18 protein-coding genes are annotated in these 17,735 nt (G+C 66.2%); 10 read left to right on the forward strand and 8 right to left on the reverse strand.

Translation table 11 applies throughout. The features are described from left to right. Nucleotides 1–510: 510 nt before the first annotated feature. The gene (locus BM060_RS15895) at nt 511–984 is read left to right on the forward strand and encodes a thermonuclease family protein (RefSeq protein WP_074980910.1); all 474 of its coding nucleotides are present in this window, start codon (nt 511–513) and stop codon (nt 982–984) included. Nucleotides 985–1,035: 51 nt separating this feature from the next. Here the strand turns inward: BM060_RS15895 and BM060_RS15900 are convergent, their stop codons facing one another. Beyond that, nucleotides 1,036–1,644 carry an FMN-dependent NADH-azoreductase gene (locus BM060_RS15900; protein WP_043316694.1) on the reverse strand — a complete coding sequence of 203 codons (609 nt, stop codon included), beginning with the start codon at nt 1,642–1,644 and terminating at the stop codon, nt 1,036–1,038. Nucleotides 1,645–1,758: 114 nt separating this feature from the next. Here BM060_RS15900 and BM060_RS15905 point away from each other — a divergent pair, with 114 nt between their 5' ends. Then, nucleotides 1,759–2,664, forward strand: a complete 906-nt coding sequence (locus BM060_RS15905; RefSeq protein WP_074980911.1) for a LysR substrate-binding domain-containing protein — start codon at nt 1,759–1,761, stop codon at nt 2,662–2,664. A gap of 6 nt (nt 2,665–2,670) precedes the next feature. Here the strand turns inward: BM060_RS15905 and BM060_RS15910 are convergent, their stop codons facing one another. The 3 genes from BM060_RS15910 to BM060_RS32490 all read right to left on the reverse strand — a co-directional run bounded on the left by BM060_RS15910 (nt 2,671) and on the right by BM060_RS32490 (nt 4,765). Beyond that, nucleotides 2,671–3,357 carry a DUF1294 domain-containing protein gene (locus BM060_RS15910; protein ID WP_074980933.1) on the reverse strand — a complete coding sequence of 229 codons (687 nt, stop codon included), beginning with the start codon at nt 3,355–3,357 and terminating at the stop codon, nt 2,671–2,673. Nucleotides 3,358–3,373: 16 nt separating this feature from the next. Beyond that, nucleotides 3,374–4,204 carry an undecaprenyl-diphosphate phosphatase gene (locus tag BM060_RS15915; protein WP_074980912.1) on the reverse strand — a complete coding sequence of 277 codons (831 nt, stop codon included), beginning with the start codon at nt 4,202–4,204 and terminating at the stop codon, nt 3,374–3,376. A gap of 213 nt (nt 4,205–4,417) precedes the next feature. Further along, the gene (locus tag BM060_RS32490) at nt 4,418–4,765 is read right to left on the reverse strand and encodes a hypothetical protein (protein WP_135499776.1); all 348 of its coding nucleotides are present in this window, start codon (nt 4,763–4,765) and stop codon (nt 4,418–4,420) included. A gap of 47 nt (nt 4,766–4,812) precedes the next feature. Here BM060_RS32490 and fapA point away from each other — a divergent pair, with 47 nt between their 5' ends. The 6 genes from fapA to fapF all read left to right on the forward strand — a co-directional run bounded on the left by fapA (nt 4,813) and on the right by fapF (nt 9,760). After that, the gene (gene fapA / locus BM060_RS15920; protein ID WP_074980913.1) at nt 4,813–5,259 is read left to right on the forward strand and encodes a functional amyloid chaperone FapA; all 447 of its coding nucleotides are present in this window, start codon (nt 4,813–4,815) and stop codon (nt 5,257–5,259) included. Between the two features lies 1 nt (nt 5,260). Then, a complete protein-coding gene (gene fapB / locus BM060_RS15925) occupies nt 5,261–5,836 on the forward strand; it encodes a fibril amyloid subunit FapB (protein ID WP_074980914.1) in 576 nt (191 codons plus the stop codon). A gap of 52 nt (nt 5,837–5,888) precedes the next feature. After that, nucleotides 5,889–6,911 (forward strand): amyloid-like fimbrin subunit FapC, encoded by a 1,023-nt coding sequence (fapC, locus tag BM060_RS15930; RefSeq protein ID WP_074980915.1) that lies wholly within the window; start codon nt 5,889–5,891, stop codon nt 6,909–6,911. Nucleotides 6,912–6,986: 75 nt separating this feature from the next. Then, entirely contained in the window at nt 6,987–7,667 is a 681-nt protein-coding gene (fapD, locus tag BM060_RS15935; protein ID WP_074980916.1) for a fibril amyloid maturation endopeptidase FapD, read from the forward strand. A gap of 43 nt (nt 7,668–7,710) precedes the next feature. Continuing rightward, nucleotides 7,711–8,445 (forward strand): fibril amyloid subunit FapE, encoded by a 735-nt coding sequence (gene fapE, locus BM060_RS15940; protein ID WP_074980917.1) that lies wholly within the window; start codon nt 7,711–7,713, stop codon nt 8,443–8,445. A gap of 55 nt (nt 8,446–8,500) precedes the next feature. Beyond that, nucleotides 8,501–9,760 (forward strand): fibril amyloid transporter FapF, encoded by a 1,260-nt coding sequence (gene fapF, locus BM060_RS15945; protein WP_043272906.1) that lies wholly within the window; start codon nt 8,501–8,503, stop codon nt 9,758–9,760. A 54-nt stretch (nt 9,761–9,814) separates the two neighbouring features. Here the strand turns inward: fapF and BM060_RS15950 are convergent, their stop codons facing one another. The 3 genes from BM060_RS15950 to BM060_RS15960 all read right to left on the reverse strand — a co-directional run bounded on the left by BM060_RS15950 (nt 9,815) and on the right by BM060_RS15960 (nt 12,382). Further along, a complete protein-coding gene (locus tag BM060_RS15950; protein WP_009621799.1) occupies nt 9,815–11,152 on the reverse strand; it encodes a sigma-54 dependent transcriptional regulator in 1,338 nt (445 codons plus the stop codon). A gap of 258 nt (nt 11,153–11,410) precedes the next feature. Continuing rightward, complete coding sequence (locus BM060_RS15955) at nt 11,411–11,845, reverse strand: carboxymuconolactone decarboxylase family protein (RefSeq protein WP_074980918.1); 435 nt, start codon at nt 11,843–11,845, stop codon at nt 11,411–11,413. A gap of 108 nt (nt 11,846–11,953) precedes the next feature. Continuing rightward, a complete protein-coding gene (locus BM060_RS15960) occupies nt 11,954–12,382 on the reverse strand; it encodes an Lrp/AsnC family transcriptional regulator (RefSeq protein WP_064583129.1) in 429 nt (142 codons plus the stop codon). Between the two features lie 265 nt (nt 12,383–12,647). Between BM060_RS15960 and BM060_RS15965 the strand changes: the two genes are divergently transcribed. Beyond that, the gene (locus BM060_RS15965) at nt 12,648–14,330 is read left to right on the forward strand and encodes a flavin monoamine oxidase family protein (protein ID WP_074980919.1); all 1,683 of its coding nucleotides are present in this window, start codon (nt 12,648–12,650) and stop codon (nt 14,328–14,330) included. 16 nt (nt 14,331–14,346) lie between these two features. Continuing rightward, entirely contained in the window at nt 14,347–15,135 is a 789-nt protein-coding gene (locus BM060_RS15970) for a carbon-nitrogen hydrolase family protein (protein WP_074980920.1), read from the forward strand. A 351-nt stretch (nt 15,136–15,486) separates the two neighbouring features. Here the strand turns inward: BM060_RS15970 and fusA are convergent, their stop codons facing one another. After that, nucleotides 15,487–17,595 carry an elongation factor G gene (gene fusA, locus BM060_RS15975; RefSeq protein ID WP_074980921.1) on the reverse strand — a complete coding sequence of 703 codons (2,109 nt, stop codon included), beginning with the start codon at nt 17,593–17,595 and terminating at the stop codon, nt 15,487–15,489. Nucleotides 17,596–17,735 lie beyond the last annotated feature (140 nt).

Genomic DNA, 17,735 nt, shown 5'->3' on the forward strand with positions numbered 1-17,735 from the left:
TATAACCGCGAACGGTTATACGCCCTACGAACCTGCCGGCTAACACTGTGTCATCCCCCCACGCCAAACGGCCCCCTCTCCCTCTGGGAGAGGGCTGGGGTGAGGGGACGGACTCCGCCCCCACACCTCTGCCAACCCTGACTCCGCTCCCCCTCCCTAACCCTCCCCCGCAAGCGAGAGAGGGAACCGTTCGGCATGAAGCGCAATCACCAGGCTCCCTGAACCACAATGCGCAAACCGCAGGCGAACGGCTCCAGGAAAGCACGGTCGTAGGAGCAACTGTCTTGCGGGCCGCACCGGGGCGCTCTTCGTAGGATGGGTTGAGCTTGCGAAACCCATGCGGTTGCGGTGATGGGTATCGCTTCGCTCAACACCATCCTACGAAAAGCCATGCTCACTCATGCGGTAGGAGCGGACTCCGTCCGCGATCGCCCCACCAACCGCACCGGACCATTCGACGACACAGCCCCCCTGCGACGCTATCCTGCAACGACACCCTCAGGAGGCTCCATGCGACCGCTTTATCCCGCCCTGCTCCTCGCCCTCGCCCTCCCCGCCCTCGCTCAGACCGACGGCCCCTGCCAGATCACCGCCGTCACCAGCGGCGATCGCCTGACCTGCCGCCTGGCCGAGCGCAGCGTCGATGTGCGTCTGCGCGGCATCGAGGCGCCCAGGGCCGGCGAACCCTATGCCCAGGCTTCGCTAGACAACCTGCGGCGCCTGGCCGAAGGCCGCAACGCCACCCTGGTGTTGCCGCGCGAGGAAGCCGCCGGTGCGCTCAGCGCTGTGGTGTGGGTGGAGCCCGCGGACTGTCCGGGCTGCGGCCATACCCTGGACGTCGGCCGGGCGCAGCTCGCCGTGGGCATGGCGCGCTGGCGGGTGGACGATCCCCAGGGCGAGGAAGAGCGCGCCCAGTACAACTTCGAGGAACAGGAAGCGAAAGCGCGCAAGGTCGGCCTGTGGCAGCCGGCGCGCACGCCCTGAAAGCACGAAGCCCCGGCACTGCCGGGGCTTCGTCGTTCCACTCGCAGCGAATCAGGCGCTGGCGAAGGTCGAGGCGATTTCCGCGCGGGCGCCCTTGATGGCGTTGGCGCGCGGTTCCTCGCCGTAGGCCAGGCCCTCGGCGCGGATCACTTCGATGTCGGTGATGCCGAGGAAGCCCAGCACCAGCTTCAGGTAGTCCTCGTGGGCGGCGCCGCTCGGCTGGCCGGCGTGCAGGCCGCCGGCGGTGGAGACGATGATCACCTTCTTGCCGCCAGCCAGGCCCTGCGGGCCGTTCTCGGTGTAGCGGAAGGTCTTGCCGGCCACGGCGATGCGGTCGATCCAGGCCTTCAGCTGGCTGGGCACGGTGAAGTTGTACATGGGCGCGCCGATGACGATGGCGTCGGCGGCGAGGAATTCCTCGATGCTGTTCTCGCCCAGGGCGGCTTCGTGCTTCTGCGCGGCGTCGCGCAGTTCCGCCGGGGTGCCGGCGGCGACCAGGCTGGCGGCGGACAGGTGGCTGATGGCGTCGGCGGCCAGGTCACGGTAGGTCACCTGTACGCCCGGCTCGGCGGCGGCCCAGGCCTGGACCACTTCCTGGCTGAGCTGGCGGGAGGCGGAGGCGTCGCCGAGGATGCTGGAATCGATGTGCAGAAGTTTCATGGGGTGGCTCCTGTGAATGGGGGTAGGAAGCGATGGGACGGATGCTACGCATGTAGCCAATGAGCGATAAGTCGGCAAAAATGCGATGAATCGTCCCACCAGCAGGACAATCCCATGCAGGACCTCAACGATCTCTTCTATTTCGCCAAGGTGGTGGAAGCCGGTGGCTTCGCCGCCGCGGGCCGCGAACTGGGGCTGCCGAAGTCGCGGTTGTCGCGGCGCATCGCCGAACTGGAGGCGCGCCTGAACGCGCGCCTGCTGCAGCGCACCACGCGCAAGCTGGCGCTCACCGACATCGGTGAGCGCTACTACCGGCACTGCCAGGCGATGCTGGTGGAGGCGGAGATGGCCGACGAGGTGGTCGCCCAGCTCAGCGCCGAGCCCCGCGGGCGGGTGCGCCTGTCCTGCCCGGTGGCGATGGCCGAGACGTCGCTCAACGCCATGCTGCCGGGCTTTCTCGCCAGCTATCCGCAGGTCAACCTGGAGCTGCTGCTGACCAACAGGCGCGTCGACCTGGTCAACGAAGGCGTGGACGTGGCGCTGCGCGTGCGCGCCCCCGGCGACGAGGACCCGTCGCTGGTCACCCGCCGCCTGCGCCCGGCCGCGGCAGTGCTGGTGGCCACACCGGAGCTGCTGCGCGGCCGCCGGTTGCAGGGCCCGGACGACCTGGCCGGGCTGCCGGTGTTGGGCGCCATCGGCAACGACCGCAAGGTGCACCTGCAGTTGCACGGCCCCGGCGGCGAAGTCCGCGAACTGGCCCTGGAGGCGCGCCTGGCCGCGGAAGACTTCAACCTGCGCAAGAACGTGGCGCTGGCCGGCCTGGGCATCACCACCCTACCCCTCTATTACTGCCTGGAAGAACTGGCCAGCGGCCAACTGGTGCGGGTGCTGCCCGACTGGCAGGAACCGGCGGCCTTTCTCCAGGCGGTGTACCCGCACCGGCGCGGGCTGCTGCCGGCGGTACGGGCGCTGATCGATTACCTGGCCGAGGGCTTCGGCCGCAGCGACGAACCGCTATAAGGCGGCTCAGAACGCCGGCAGTACCCGCGCCAGCAGCACACCACCGAACAGGCGGTCCAGCCAGAACACCTGGTGCAGCAGCACTATCGCCCAGAACACCAACTGGTAGCTGGGCTTGCGCGTCTTGTGGCGCAGCAGGCGCTGGGCCAGGAAGGCGCCCGGCCAGCCGCCCAGCAGTTCCAGCAGGTGCAGGGTCTGTTCCGGCGTGCGCCAGGCGCCCTGCTCGGCGCTGCGTTTGTCGCGCCAGTAGGCGAAGAAGGCGACCAGGCTGAACAGCGGGTAGGCCAGCAGCCACCAGGGCGCGGCGCCGGCGAGCAGCAGGCGGCCGGCGCCGACCGCAGGCAACAGCAGCAAGGCGGCGAGCCAGCCCAGCACCCTGCCCCAGCCGTTCGGCCGGGACGGCTCGGCGATCTGCCGGCCGCTGCGGACCTTGGCGCGGGTCGCAGGCGCCGTCGGCTTGCGACGGATCCCGGGCACATCCACGGCCAGCCCGGCCAGGCGCGCATGTTCGGCGCGCGGGCGGCCCTGGCGATCGGAACCTGCGACGAAGCGCACCGCATCGCCGGCCTGGGGCCGGCGGTCGCCGCGGAATGCCGAGATGTGCAGGAAGAGTTCCTCGCCGCCGGCGCGCGGGCGGATGAAACCGAAGCCCTTGTCGTCGTCCCAGCGGCTGATGACGCCGTCCTTTTCCATGTTCATCCGCGCGGCCTCAGGGAGCGGCGCTGCTCCAGTCGATCAGGCTGAACTGCCAGGTCGCCAGGATCAGCAGGCCGAAGCCGATGCGGTACCAGGCGAACATCGCGTAGCTGTGGTTGGCGATGAACTTCAGCAGCCCGCGCACGGCGATCATGGCGAAGATGAAGGAGGTGACGAAGCCCACGGCGAACACCGGCAGGTCGCTGGGCTGGAACAGGTCGCGGTACTTGTAGCCGGAATAGACGGCGGCGCCGACCATGGTCGGCATGGCCAGGAAGAAGGAGAACTCCGTGGCCGCCTTGCGCGACAGGCCGAACAGCAGGCCGCCGATGATGGTGGCGCCGGAGCGCGAGGTGCCGGGGACCAGCGCCAGGCACTGGGCGCAGCCGACCTTCAGGGCGTCCTTCCAGGTCATGTCGTCGACGCTCTCGGCGCGGATGCGGTGCTCGCGCTTCTCGGCCCAGAGCATGACCACCCCGCCGACCACCAGCGCCGCCGCCACCGTGATGGGGTTGAACAGGTAATGGTGGATCAGGTCGGCGAAGGCCACGCCCAGCACCACGGCGGGGAAGAAGGCGACCAGCAGGTTGATGGTGAAACGCTGTGCGCGAGGCTGGCTGGGCAGGCCGCAGATGACCTCGAGGATCTTGCCGCGGAACTCCCAGACCACCGCCAGGATGGCGGCCAGCTGGATGATGATGTTGAAAGCCTGTGCCCGCTCACCGACGAACCCCAGCAGGTCGGCGACTATGATCTGGTGTCCGGTGCTGGACACCGGCAGGAACTCGGTCAGCCCCTCGACCACTCCCAGGACGAACGCCTGAAAGGCACTCCAAAACTCCATACTGCTTCCCCCGAAGGCGCATTTCTTTTCGTGTTCTTCTGTTTTTCCGTGCAACCGTCGAGCACCCGCGGTGGGGCCCGACGAAAGGCTGGGCATGCTACTGCATTGCGCTGCCGCGGGTCAGTGTGTAACGAAAATTTCTCGCATCCACGCCATCCAGCGTCCGGCCATGGCCGCAAGCAGGCGGTGGGATGAGACACCCGGCCCCGGCGATCATTCCCTTAACACTTCCATTCCCGTCGCTAAGCCCTTGAAATAAAACGTGCACATTCGTACCAAAAGCAGGCTTTCCTGGCCATCATGTATCACCTCTGAAACAGCCGCAGGCCGCCAAGCCTCAGGAATGACGCAGACATCGATGGCATCACGGAAAACTGTTTCAGCGCTGATACGCCTATACGCAAAGCCCCATTCCAGAGCACTTGCCCCACTTTTGGTGGGGATGGCCACCCGCCCTTCTGTCTCAACGGCGAAACAGGTTTCTCTCAGGGGTTTCTGACAGTCATTCGTAAGCCCATGAATTTCAAGCGATAAGCAAAAGCGGCACGGCTTCTGCTCCATCCCGGTACTGCTGTTTAGGGCACAGCGCACCAGAAGGGATCGCCATCATGGGGAACATCGACTCAAGGATCGTCGGACTGCTCGCCTCCCTCGCCTGCATGACCGCTGCTGCGTTGCCGTCAACGGTTCAAGCGGGTGACGGCACCATCGTCATCCAGCGCACCGTACAGCCACGGGTCGCCACCCGCCCGACCATGGTGCCCGATCCGAATCCGATCACCGTCAATCCGAACATCTCCGCCCAGATCAACCGCCAGGTCGGCAACGCCGAACTGGATGACGCCGAGTTCGCCCGCGTCACCAGCGGTTCGAGCCTGTCCCAGCGGATTCTCCCGGGCGGCAACCTGGTGGGCATGGACAACGGCGCCAACCAGACGCTGCAGTCCGGCAGCCTGGGTGGCGGCGGCGGCAGTGGCGCCGGCATCTCCAACTCGGTCAATCGCACCGTGCAGCAAGGCCTGTCGCCGCTGCGCATGCTGACGGGAGATCGCTGACATGAAAGCACGCCTGACCCTTCTCGCCCTGCTCTGCTGCTCCAGCGCCTTCGCCGCCGACCCGCAGTTGGTGAACAACGCCAGCATCGACAACGCCGGGCGCAGCTACAACGGCGTGGCCAGCGTCAACCAGGCCGCCGGCGACGAGCAGCAACAGGCCAACGGCCGCGCTATCGCCATCGGCACCAGCGGCGGCGCCAGCACCCAGTTCCATCAGACCGTCATCACCACCGCCGACCCGAGCCAGGCCGCCAAGGCCTCGATCACCGGCAACTCATTCTCCAACGGCAGCGGCGCCCTGGGCGTGAACCAGGCCGCCGGTACCGCCAACCAACAGGTCAACGCCATGAGCATCAGCGTCACCGCGGTGCCTCAGAGCGTCGACGACAACGTGCTGTCCCAGCAGAACATCACGTTGTCCCAGAACTCCGGCCCAGCCGGTTCCACCATGGGCAGTCGGCAGGTCGTCACCAGCGACCAGGCATTCGCCGGCAGCCGGGGGGTGGTCCAGGTGAGCCAGAGTGCCGGTATCGGCAATCGCATTGCCAATACCTTGAGCATCCGGGTCGCAGATTGACCCACGCCAACAACCAGAAACACTAAGCACACTAAATGCAAGGAGATACACCATGAAACCTACAATGGCCCTCAAGCCTCTGGTTTTCGCTGTTACGGCAGTCATGGCTGTAAGTGTTTACGCAGGCAATGATCGCGGCCCCCGTCACGGCCATGATCACGACAACCACCATGGCCAACAGCAGTACGATCCGTACAAGGATCCGCGGATTCCGGCCGGTGCCAGCGCTACCGTTACCGATAGCCAGAACAGCTACGACAACAACGTCATCAACCAGGGGACCAAGAACACCGCAGGTGTCAGCAACTCCCTGGGCGGCGCTTCGGGCAACGTCGGGGCCAACGTCGCCGCTGGCGACATGAACCAGCAGGCCAATGCCGCCGCGCTGGCCACCGCGGATGAACACTTCATCTTCGGCTCCGCCTACGCGTCCACTTCGGTGACCCAGAGCAACACCAACAACACTGCCTGGAACTTCTCCACCGCCAACAACGCCGCTCTGAACAGCTCGGCCAACGGCGCCTCGGGCAACGTCGGCATCAACATCGCCGCCGGCAACTACAACCAACAGAAAAACGACATGGCCGCCGCCGTTTCCGGTGGGCGCCTGGCCGGTGCCAACAGCGGCGCCAGCCAGACCTCCAGCGGCAACAACGTAGCCAACCTGGGCATCGCCACCTTCGACACCAAGACCCTCAAGTCCAGCTTCTACGCTCATGGCACCTACCAGGGCCATGGCTCGGGCGTAGTGCTGGATGACCCGGAGAAAGGTGGTCATCACGGCGGCTATGACAACAAAGGCAAGGGCCACGACAAGGTGGACAAGGATCCGCTGTACTTCAGCGAGTCGGGCACCATCGATCTGCGTGGCCAGGCTACCTATCAGGTCCTGGTTCCCACCGGCTGGAAGGACCCGGTCGTGAACAACGCCTCCATCAACAACTCGCTCAACGGCGTGTCGGGTAACGTAGGTGTGAACGTTGCTGCCGGCGTCGGCAACCAACAGAGCAACTCGCTGTCCATCGCCGCCGGTTGCCAGGCTTGCGTAAGCACTGGCGCAGTCACTGGCTTCTAAGCGACACCGTGCTGTACCTGGAGGCTCCGGCAACGGAGCCTCCCCTTTCTCAGCGCTGGCATAGGCGTCACGATCATGCGCACGCTCGCTTTCCTGCTCCTCGCACTCTGCTCCGGCCTGCTCCAGGCCGCGCAGCTGCCCTTCGCCATACTGCCCGGGGGCACGCTGGCCTATAAGCATGTGGAGAGCATCCGCGAACGTCGCTTCAGCAACCTGGTGGAGCAGAAGACCGACTTCAGCTGCGGCGCCGCCGCCCTGGCCACCATCCTGCGCACCGGCTACAACCTCGACGTCGACGAGGAGTTCGTCATCCGCGGCATGCTGGTCAAGGCCGACCCCCAACTGGTGCGTACCCAGGGCTTCTCCATGCTGGACATGAAGACCTACCTGGAAAGCATCGGCATGCGGGCCCGCGGCTACCGCATCCCGGTCTCCTCCCTGGAAAAGCTGACCATTCCAGTGATCGTGCTGCTGGACGTGCGTGGCTACAAGCATTTCGTCGTGCTGCAGCGCACGCACAACGGCTACGTCTACGTGGGCGACCCCGTGCTCGGCCACAAGCGCTACACGGAAGAAGATTTTCTCAAGGGCTGGAACGGCATCATCTTCGCCATCATCGGCCCCGGCTATGACAGGGCCAACGCCCTGATGAGCCCGCCGGAACCCCTGACCGCGAAGAACCGCCTCGATACCTTCCGCCCCGTCAAGGACGCGGAGCTCATGGATTTCGGATTCATCCAGAGCGACTTCCTGTGAGCCAAACGATAACGAGAGGTGGGATCCTCTCGGGGAGCGAACGATGAGAACCATTCCGCTGCTCGCCACCGCCTGCCTGGTGGCCAGCCTGCCGATCCAGGCCTCCGAGATTTTCCGGCCGATCGAGCTGCACGACCAGGAGCTGGCCCAATTGCGCGGCCGCTACGTCATGCCCGGGCGCATCATCAGCTTCGGCATCGTCATGAGCAGTACCTGGAAGAACGCCGTCGGCGACAACATCGGCGCCAAGGTGAGCATGCAGATCCAGGAATCCACCATCAAACCGCAGTTCTACGTCACCACCACCAAGGAAACCGGCAACGGCGGCACACCCTCGGCCGCGACCGGCAGCATCGTCGGTGGCGCGGGGCTCAACCAGACCCAGGGCGTCACCCAGAGCGCACGCTCGGCGGGTGACTACAACACCGCCTACAACAACGTCGGCATCAACGTGAGCGAAGCCGACCAGGCGCCCGCCGCAAGCAACCAGGGCACGCCCCTGAACGGCACGGTCAGCGCCAGCAACGGCGCCGGCACCGTCACCGTGTCCCCCGGCAGGGGGAACATCCAGTTGGCGATCAATGCCAACGGCCAAGGCTCGAGCCTCCAGCAACTGGGGGCCGGCGGCCTGGTGCAGGCCACCAACCTGCTGGGTAGCAGCAACCTGGTCAACAACCTTACCCAGCTGAACGTGGTCCTGCGTAACAACGCACCTTCCGTCGGAGCGCTGGATTGCAATCTCGACCAGCTCAAGGGCCTGCGATCCATGGGAATGTGATCTACGCTCAGTGGCGGAAGTAGTGCCCAAACGATAAAGATAGGGATAGCGCGCCATGCACCGATCGCTCACGCTTCGCACCGCAATCTGTGTATCCGCTTTGCTCCCCTCGGCCTTCGTCCATGCTGCGACGGAGGCCGAGGTGGAGGCTCTGAAACAGGAACTCATCGAGCTCAAGCAACGCTACGAGTCGCAACAGAAAGCGCTCATGGTGCTGGAGCAGCGGGTTCGCCAGGTAGAGGAACAGCCGGCGGCGACCCCGGCGCAGCCCAAACGCCTGGTCACTGCCACCAACAAGCCGACGCCGCCGGGCACCGGCAGCTCCTACGGCGAATCGCTCAAGGACGACAGCAACAACCCGCCCAAGAGCGTGGAGAACCTCTACGACGAGGCCAGCGGCTTCTTCGGCAACGGCGCCTTCAGCTTCGAGACGGGCCTGACCTACACCCACTACGACACCAAGCAGCTGATCCTCAACGGCTTCCTGGCGCTGGACACCATCTTCCTGGGCAACATCGGCGTGGACAACATCAAGGCCGACAACTGGACCCTGGACCTGACCGGCCGCTACAACTGGAACAACCGTTGGCAGTTCGACATCAACGTGCCCGTGGTCTACCGCGAGAGCACCTACTCCTCGGCCGGCGCCGGCAACTCCACCGCGCAGTCCACCGACGAGAAGGTCGACCGCGACCCGACCCTGGGCGACGTCAACTTCGGCATCGCCTACAAGTTCATGGACGAGACCGAGTCGCGCCCGGACGCGGTGTTCAGCCTGCGGGTGAAAGCCCCCACCGGCAAGGACCCGTACGGCATCAAGCTGGTCCGCGCGCCGGACAACGACAGCCTCAACGTGCCCGACGACCTGCCCACCGGCAACGGCGTCTGGTCCGTCACCCCGGGCATCTCGCTGGTCAAGACCGTCGACCCGGCGGTGCTCTTCGCCAGCCTGAGCTACACCCACAACTTCGAGCGCGACTTCAGCGACATCAGCCCGCAGCAGGGCACCAAGCTCGGCGGCAAGGTGGACCTGGGCGACTGGTTCCAGGTCGGCGCCGGCGTGGCCTTCGCGCTGAACGAAAGGACCAGCATGTCGTTCTCCTTCTCCGACCTGATCTCGCAGAAGAGCAAGCTCAAGCCCGATGGCGGCGACTGGCAGTCGATCACCGACAGCGATGCCAACGCGGCCTACTTCAACTGGGGCCTGACCTACGCCTGGAGCAACAACCTGACCATAGTGCCGAACCTGTCCATCGGCATCAGCCCCGATGCCCCGGACTTCAGCTTCAGCGTCAAATTCCCCTACTACTTCTGAACCCCGCACACGACAACGGCCCCTTTCGGGGCCGTTGTCGTTTCTGCACCCTGCTCAGCGCAGCTGGTGCTTGTGCAGCAGGCGGTAGAAGGTCGGCCGCGAGATGCCCAGCATGCGCGCCGCCAGGCTCAGGTTGTCGCCGTGGCGGGCCAGGGCATCGCACATGGCCTGGCGCTCGGCGCCCAGCTTGTACTCCTCCAGGGTCACCAGCGGCACCTTGCCGGAGCCGCCGCGCTGGCGCTCCAGGCCCAGGTCGCGGGCCTCGATCTGCCTGCCTTCGGCCAGCACCAGGCCACGGCGCACGCGGTTGGCCAGCTCGCGCACGTTGCCCGGCCAGGCGTGCTCGGCCATCGCCGCCAGGGCGTCGTCGCTGAAGCGCCGCGGGCGGCGGCCGGTCTCGACGCTGTAGAGGTGGGCGAAGTGGTTGGCCAGCAGCGCCAGGTCGCCATTGCGCTCGCGCAGCGGCAGGGTGGAAACCTGCAGCACGTTCAGGCGGTAGTACAGGTCCTCGCGGAAGCTGCCGGTGCGGATGGCGTTCTCCAGGTCCAGGTGGGTGGCCGCCAGCACGCGCACGTCCACGGCGATGGGCTGGCTGCCGCCGACGCGCTCGATCTGCTTCTCCTGCAGCACCCGCAGCAGGTTGGCCTGCAGCTCCAGGGGCAGGTCGCCGATCTCGTCGAGGAACAGGGTGCCGCCGTTGGCCTGCTCGAAGCGGCCGATCTTGCGCTGGTGCGCGCCGGTGAAGGCGCCCTTCTCGTGGCCGAACAGCTCGGACTGGATCAGGTGCTCGGGAATCGCCCCGCAGTTGATCGCGATGAACGGCCGGTTGGCCCGCCGCGACTGGCGGTGCAGGGTACGCGCCACCAGCTCCTTGCCGGTGCCGCTCTCGCCGCGGATCAGCACCGGCGACTCGGTGGGCGCGAACTTCGCCAGCAGGCGGCGCAGCTCCTGCATCGAGCGGCTCTCGCCGAGCAGCTCGTGCTGGTGCTCCAGGCTGTGGTAGGTGCCGCCGCGCCCGCGCAGGCGCGCCATGCCGAAGGCGCGGCCGAGGGTGACCTGCACCCGCGCCACGTCGAACGGCAGGGTATGGAAATCGAAGAACCATTCGCAGACGAAATCGCCCACCTCCTGGATGGGCAACGCGTCCGGGCTGAGCACCGCGATCCACTCGGTGCCGCTGCGGGTGATGAGGTCCTTCACCGACTCCGGGCGCTCCAGGTGTTGCGGATGCAGGCGCAGCAGGCCGACGTCGCAGTTGCGTTCGCTCGCGACGTCGAGTCCGCAACTGTCTACCTCCCACCCTGCTGCCCGGAGCCCGGGCAATAATCGCTGGCAGTCATCGCAGGGATCGACCACCAGCAGGCGACGCCGTTTCGACGCTACTTCGAGCATGCTCCCTTCCTTGGCGCCATTTTTTTGAAAAACTTTATAAAACAGAAACTTGGCGCTCCAAGTTGTAAAGCTAGCAATATCTTGACGCGCCCATTGACCGTTTTCCTATAAGGCCGATGCCGAAACGATCTCAGCAGCCCGTTCCGGCCTATTGACTTATGCCGAAAGCCTCTGGGAAAGCCCTCCTTCATGCCCTTTCCACTCACCTCGCGTCGGAAAATCGTCTTTTCCGGATGACGAGAGCCCGCAGCCGGCCGCTCAGGGCACCATGGCCATGCCGACGCCGAAGCGGTTCCAGGCGTTGATGGTGGCGATGGCCAGGGTCAGGTCGACGATCTCGGTGTCGCTGAAGTGTTCGCGCAGGGCGTCGAACTGCGCCTGCGGGGCGTGCTTCTCGGCCAGCAGGGTGAGGCTTTCCACCCAGGCCAGCACGGCGCGCTCGCGGGCGCTGAAGAAGTTCGTCTCGCGCCAGACGCCGAGGGTCTGCAGGCGCGCCTCGCTCTCGCCGGCCTTGCGCGCGTCGTCGGCGTGCATGTTCACGCAGTAGGCGCAGCCGTTGATCTGCGAGGCGCGCAGGCGGATCAGTTCGAGCAGGCCATTGTCCAGGCCGGACTTCGCCAGCGCCTGCTCCAGGCCGAGCATGGCCTTGTAGGCGCTGGGGGACTGTCCGGCCCATTCGATACGTACACTCATGGTTCTCTCCAGTGGCGCCCGCCGGTTGCGGGAATGCAGATACCTTAGCCGCCGCGGCGGAGCCGCCGAATAGCCAATGCCGGGCAATAGCGGGAGTCCATTGCGGCCCTAGCGGTCGATGCGGGTGGAGAGAATGATCGACGACATGGTGCGCTCCACCCCGTCGAGCGCGCCGATGCGGTCGAGCAAGGCGTCCAGGTCGCGGATCGACAGGGCCTCGACGATGGCGATCATGTCGAACTGGCCGCTCACCGAGTGCAGCGTCTTCACCTCGGGAATCTTCTCCAGCGCCTGCACCACCTGATGCGACAGCTTGGGCAGCGCCGTCACCAGCACATGGGCGCGCACCAGCGACTGCGCGTAGCTGTCGGCGACCTTGATCGAATAGCCGCTGATGATGCCCTGCTGCTCCAGGCGCTCGATCCGGCTTTGCACCGTGGAGCGCGACACCCCGAGCTTGCGCGCCAGTTCGGAAACCGACTCGCGGGCATTGGCGCGCAGGAGGTTGAGCAGGGCCGCATCGGCGTTTCTCGTCATTTTGTCGAATCCATTGGTTGAATTGCCTTGAATAGCTCCGTCATTTTGCAGATTGGCGGATTCATTTCAACGACCGGCTTTGCCACCATGTGCACCAGCGCCGGCCCGCCAGGGCCGGCCGACAAGCCTGGTCCGGCTTGCCCTCTCCGCGTTCGCGCCATCCATCGGAAGGCCCGCCGCGGAGCGCGTGCGGCGGTGCAAGAGACACCTGCCTGGGCAATGCTGGAACAAGGGCCAGGCACGCCAGAACCCTTGGGAGAGATAAATGCACAACAACCGCCACCCCCATACCCCCGGCAAGCAACCGGTGACCATCTTCGGCCCGGACTTCCCCTTCGCCTTCGACGACTGGCTGGAACACCCGGCGGGCCTGGGCAGCATCCCGGCGCACAACCACGGCCAGGAAGTGGCCATCGTCGGGGCGGGCATCGCCGGGCTGGTGGCAGCCTACGAACTGATGAAGCTGGGCCTGAAGCCGGTGGTCTACGAGGCCTCGAAGCTGGGCGGCCGGCTGCGTTCGGAGCCCTTCGAGGGCGCCGAGGGTGTCATCGCAGAACTGGGCGGCATGCGCTTCCCGGTCTCCAGCACGGCCTTCTACCACTACGTGGACAAGCTGGGCCTTGAGACCAGGCCCTTCCCCAACCCGCTGACGCCGGCCTCCGGCAGCACCGTGGTGGACCTGGAAGGCACCAGCCACTACGCGGAGAAGATCGACGACCTGCCGCAGATCTTCCGCGAGGTCGCCCAGGCCTGGGCCGACGCCCTGGAGGACGGCGCGCGCTTCTCCGAAGTCCAGGATGCCATCCGTGCGCGCGACACCGTCAAGCTCAAGGCGCTGTGGGACGAACTGGTGCCGTTGTGGGACGACCGCACCTTCTACGACTTCGTCGCCACCTCCAAGGCCTTCTCGCGGCTGTCCTTCCACCACCGCGAAATCTTCGGCCAGGTCGGCTTCGGCACCGGCGGCTGGGACTCGGACTTCCCCAACTCCATGCTGGAAATCTTCCGCGTGGTGATGACCAATTGCGATGACCACCAGCACCTGGTGGTGGGTGGCGTCGAGCAGGTGCCGCGCGGCATCTGGAACCACGTGCCGGAGCGCTGCGCGCATTGGCCGGCCGGCACCTCCCTGGCCAAACTGCACAACGGCGCGCCGCGCCCGGGGGTGAAGAAGATCGCCCGCGCCGCCAGCGGCAACCTGGCGGTCACCGACTACTGGGGCGACACCCGCGAATACGCCGCGGTGCTGACCACCTGCCAGAGCTGGCTGCTGACCACCCAGATCGAATGCGAGGAAGCGCTGTTCTCGCAGAAGATGTGGATGGCCCTGGACCGCACCCGCTACATGCAGTCGTCGAAGACCTTCGTCATGGTCGACCGGCCGTTCTGGAAGGACAAGGACCCGCAGACCGGCCGCGACGTCATGAGCATGACCCTCACCGACCGCCTGACCCGCGGCACCTACCTGTTCGACAACGGCGACGACAAGCCGGGGGTGATCTGCCTGTCCTACTCCTGGATGAGCGACGCCATGAAGATGCTGCCGCACCCGGTGGAGAAGCGCGTGCAGCTGGCCCTGGACGCGCTGAAGAAGGTCTACCCGAAGGTGGACATCGCCAGCCACGTGATCGGCAACCCCATCACCGTGTCCTGGGAGGCCGATCCGCATTTCCTCGGCGCCTTCAAGGGCGCCCTGCCTGGCCACTACCGCTACAACCACCGCATGTACTCGCACTTCATGCAGGATGACCTGCCCGCCGAGCAGCGCGGCATCTTCATCGCCGGCGACGATGTATCCTGGACCCCGGCCTGGGTCGAAGGCGCGGTACAGACCTCGCTGAACGCCGTGTGGGGCATCCTGCACCACTTCGGCGGCGCCACCCACCCGGACAACCCCGGCCCCGGCGACCGCTATGCCGAACTGGGCCCCGTGGCCCTGCCCGACTGACCAAGGAGGAAGCGCCATGCGCCTCGCCCTCTACCAGTGCCCCCCGGGGCCCGACGACCTCGCCGGCAACCTGCGCCGGCTGCGGGAGGCCGCGCAACGCGCGGCCGCCCAGAGCGCGGACCTGCTGGTCTGCCCGGAAATGTTCGCCAGCGGCTACAACATCGGCGCCGAACGCGTCGCCGCCCTGGCCGAAGCCGCCGACGGCGCCATCGCCGAGACGGTGGCGGGGATCGCCCGGGAATTCGACGTCGGCATCCTCTACGGCTACCCGGAAAGCAACCCGGCCGGCGCGCCGTTCAACAGCGTGCAGCTGATCGACCGCCGCGGCGAGCGCCGCGCCAACTACCGCAAGACGCACCTGTACGGCGACCTCGACCGCGACCAGTTCAGCCCCTCGGACGAGCCGCCGGCGATCGTCGAGCTGGACGGCTGGAAGCTCGGCCTGCTGATCTGCTTCGATGTCGAGTTCCCCGAGGCCGTGCGCACCCTGGCCCTGGCCGGCGCCGACCTGGTGCTGGTGCCAACGGCCAACATGCACCCCTACGAGTTCGTCTGCCAGGTGCTGGTGCCCACCCGCGCCTACGAGAACCAGGTGTTCCTCGCCTACGCCAACTTCCAGGGCAGCGAAGGCGAACTGGAATACTGCGGCCTGAGCTGCGTGGTGGCCCCGGACGGCCAGGTGATGGCCCGGGCGAAACAGGCCGGGGAACTGCTGATCGCCGACCTTGAGCCGGAACGCATCGCCATGGTCCGCGAGGGCTACAGCTACCTGCGGCTGCGCAGGCCGATGCTGTATCGGTCCTGAGGGTGCGGCTGCAAGGTACGCCCCTCCCACGTAGGAGCGGACCTTGTCCGCGATAGCCGGACGTTCCGGCGCGGATCGCGGATAAGATCCGCTCCTACGCCGCCCCACCCACACCACGCCCCTGTAGGAGCGCGCCCTGCGCGCGATTCGCAGGCAGGGCCTGCCCCTACAAGTCCCCTGAGGGCACGGCTTCTCGTAGGAGCGAGCTTGCTCGCGAACCGCATGGCACCGCGTCTGTTCGCGAGCAAGAACTAGGCGTCCCCCTCGCTCCTACGAAGAGCACTCCGGGCACTGCATCCCGCCCCGAATGAAAAACGGCGCCCTCGGGCGCCGTTCTTCACCCCCCAAACCTCACCCGTTGTTCTTCTTCACGATGGCATCGGCGATATTCGCCGGCGCCTCGGCGTACTTGGTGAACTCCATCGAGTAGCTGGCACGCCCCTGGGACATCGAGCGCACGTCGGTGGCGTAGCCGAACATCTCGCCCAGCGGCACCTCGGCGCGGATCACCTTGCCCGCCGGGGTGTCTTCCATGCCCTGGATCAGGCCGCGGCGGCGGTTCAGGTCGCCCATCACGTCGCCCATGTAGTCCTCGGGGGTCACCACCTCGACCTTCATCACCGGCTCCAGCAGCACTGCGCCGCCCTTCTGCGAGAGCTGCTTGGTAGCCATGGAGGCGGCGATCTTGAAGGCCATCTCGCTGGAGTCGACGTCGTGGTACGAGCCGTCGTACACCGTGGCCTTCAGACCGATCAGCGGGTAGCCGGCGAGCACGCCGTTGTGCATCTGCTCCTCGATGCCCTTCTGGATCGCCGGGATGAACTCCCGCGGGATCACCCCGCCGACCACCTCGTTGTGGAACTCAAGGCCGTCCTTGCCCTCGTCGCCCGGCTCGAAGCGGATCCAGCAATGGCCGAACTGGCCGCGCCCGCCGGACTGGCGGACGAACTTGCCCTCGATCTCGCACTTGCGGCGGATCGCCTCGCGGTAGGCCACCTGCGGCTTGCCGATGTTGGCCTCGACGTTGAACTCGCGGCGCATGCGGTCGACGATGATGTCCAGGTGCAGCTCGCCCATGCCGGAGATGATGGTCTGCCCGGTCTCCTCGTCGGTCTTCACGCGGAACGAGGGGTCCTCCTGGGCCAGCTTGGACAGGGCGATGCCCATCTTCTCCTGGTCGGCCTTGGTCCTGGGCTCCACCGCTACCGAGATCACCGGGTCGGGGAAGTCCATGCGTTCGAGGATGATCGGCTTGTCGATGGCGCACAGGGTGTCGCCGGTGGTGACGTCCTTCATGCCGATCAGCGCGGCGATGTCGCCGGCGCGCACTTCCTTGATCTCTTCGCGCTGGTTGGCGTGCATCTGCACCATCCGCCCGACGCGCTCCTTCTTGCCCTTCACCGAGTTGAGCACCGCGTCGCCGCTGCTCAGCACGCCGGAGTAGACGCGGGTGAAGGTCAGGGTGCCGACGAAGGGGTCGGTGGCGATCTTGAAGGCCAGCGAGGAGAACGGCTCGTTGTCGTCGGCGTGGCGCTCGTCGTGCTTCTCCTCGTCGTCCGGGTGGGTGCCCTTGATCGCCGGGATTTCCGAGGGCGCCGGCAGGTAGTCGATCACCGCGTCCAGCACCAGCGGCACGCCCTTGTTCTTGAACGAGGAACCCAGCACCGCCGGGACGATCTCGTTGGCCAGGGTGCGCTGGCGCAGGCCGGCCTTGATTTCCTCCAGGCTCAGCTCCTGGCCCTCGAGGTACTTGTTCATCAGCTCGTCGTTGGCCTCGGCGGCGGCCTCGATCATGTGCGCGCGCCACTCCTCGGCCAGCGCCTGCAGTTCGGCGGGGATGGGCTCCTCGCGGTAGCTGGTGCCCTGGTCGTCGTCGTTCCAGTAGATGGCCTTCATCTTCACCAGGTCGATCTGCCCGTTGAAGTTCTCCTCCGCGCCGATGGCCAGCTGGATCGGCACCGGATTGTGGCCCAGGCGCCGCTTGATCTGCTCGACCACGCGCAGGAAGTCGGCGCCCTGGCGGTCCATCTTGTTCACGTAGGCCAGGCGCGGCACGTGGTACTTGTTGGCCTGGCGCCACACCGTCTCGGACTGCGGCTCGACGCCGTCGGCGCCGCTGAACACCACCACGGCGCCGTCGAGCACGCGCAGCGAGCGCTCCACCTCGATGGTGAAGTCGACGTGGCCGGGGGTGTCGATGATGTTGAAGCGGTACTTGTGCGGGTACTGCTTGGTCGAGCCCTGCCAGAAGGCGGTGGTGGCCGCCGAGGTGATGGTGATGCCGCGCTCCTGCTCCTGCACCATCCAGTCCATGGTCGCCGCCCCGTCGTGCACCTCGCCCATCTTGTGGTTGACCCCGGTGTAGAACAGGATGCGCTCGGTGGTGGTGGTCTTGCCGGCATCCACGTGCGCGACTATGCCGATGTTGCGATAAAGCTCGATGGGCGTGGTGCGAGCCATGATGTGCTCCGTTTCTGCTGGATGACTTGAGGTTTCGACCGCGAACGGCGAAGCCGTCTGCCGAAGAAGGCAAACCCTCGAATTATGCATTCGGGACAGGCTCAAGGTAGCGCGTCTGCGCGGCAATTCCAGTGCCGATG

Source organism: Pseudomonas citronellolis, assembly GCF_900112375.1.
GTDB lineage: Bacteria > Pseudomonadota > Gammaproteobacteria > Pseudomonadales > Pseudomonadaceae > Pseudomonas > Pseudomonas citronellolis.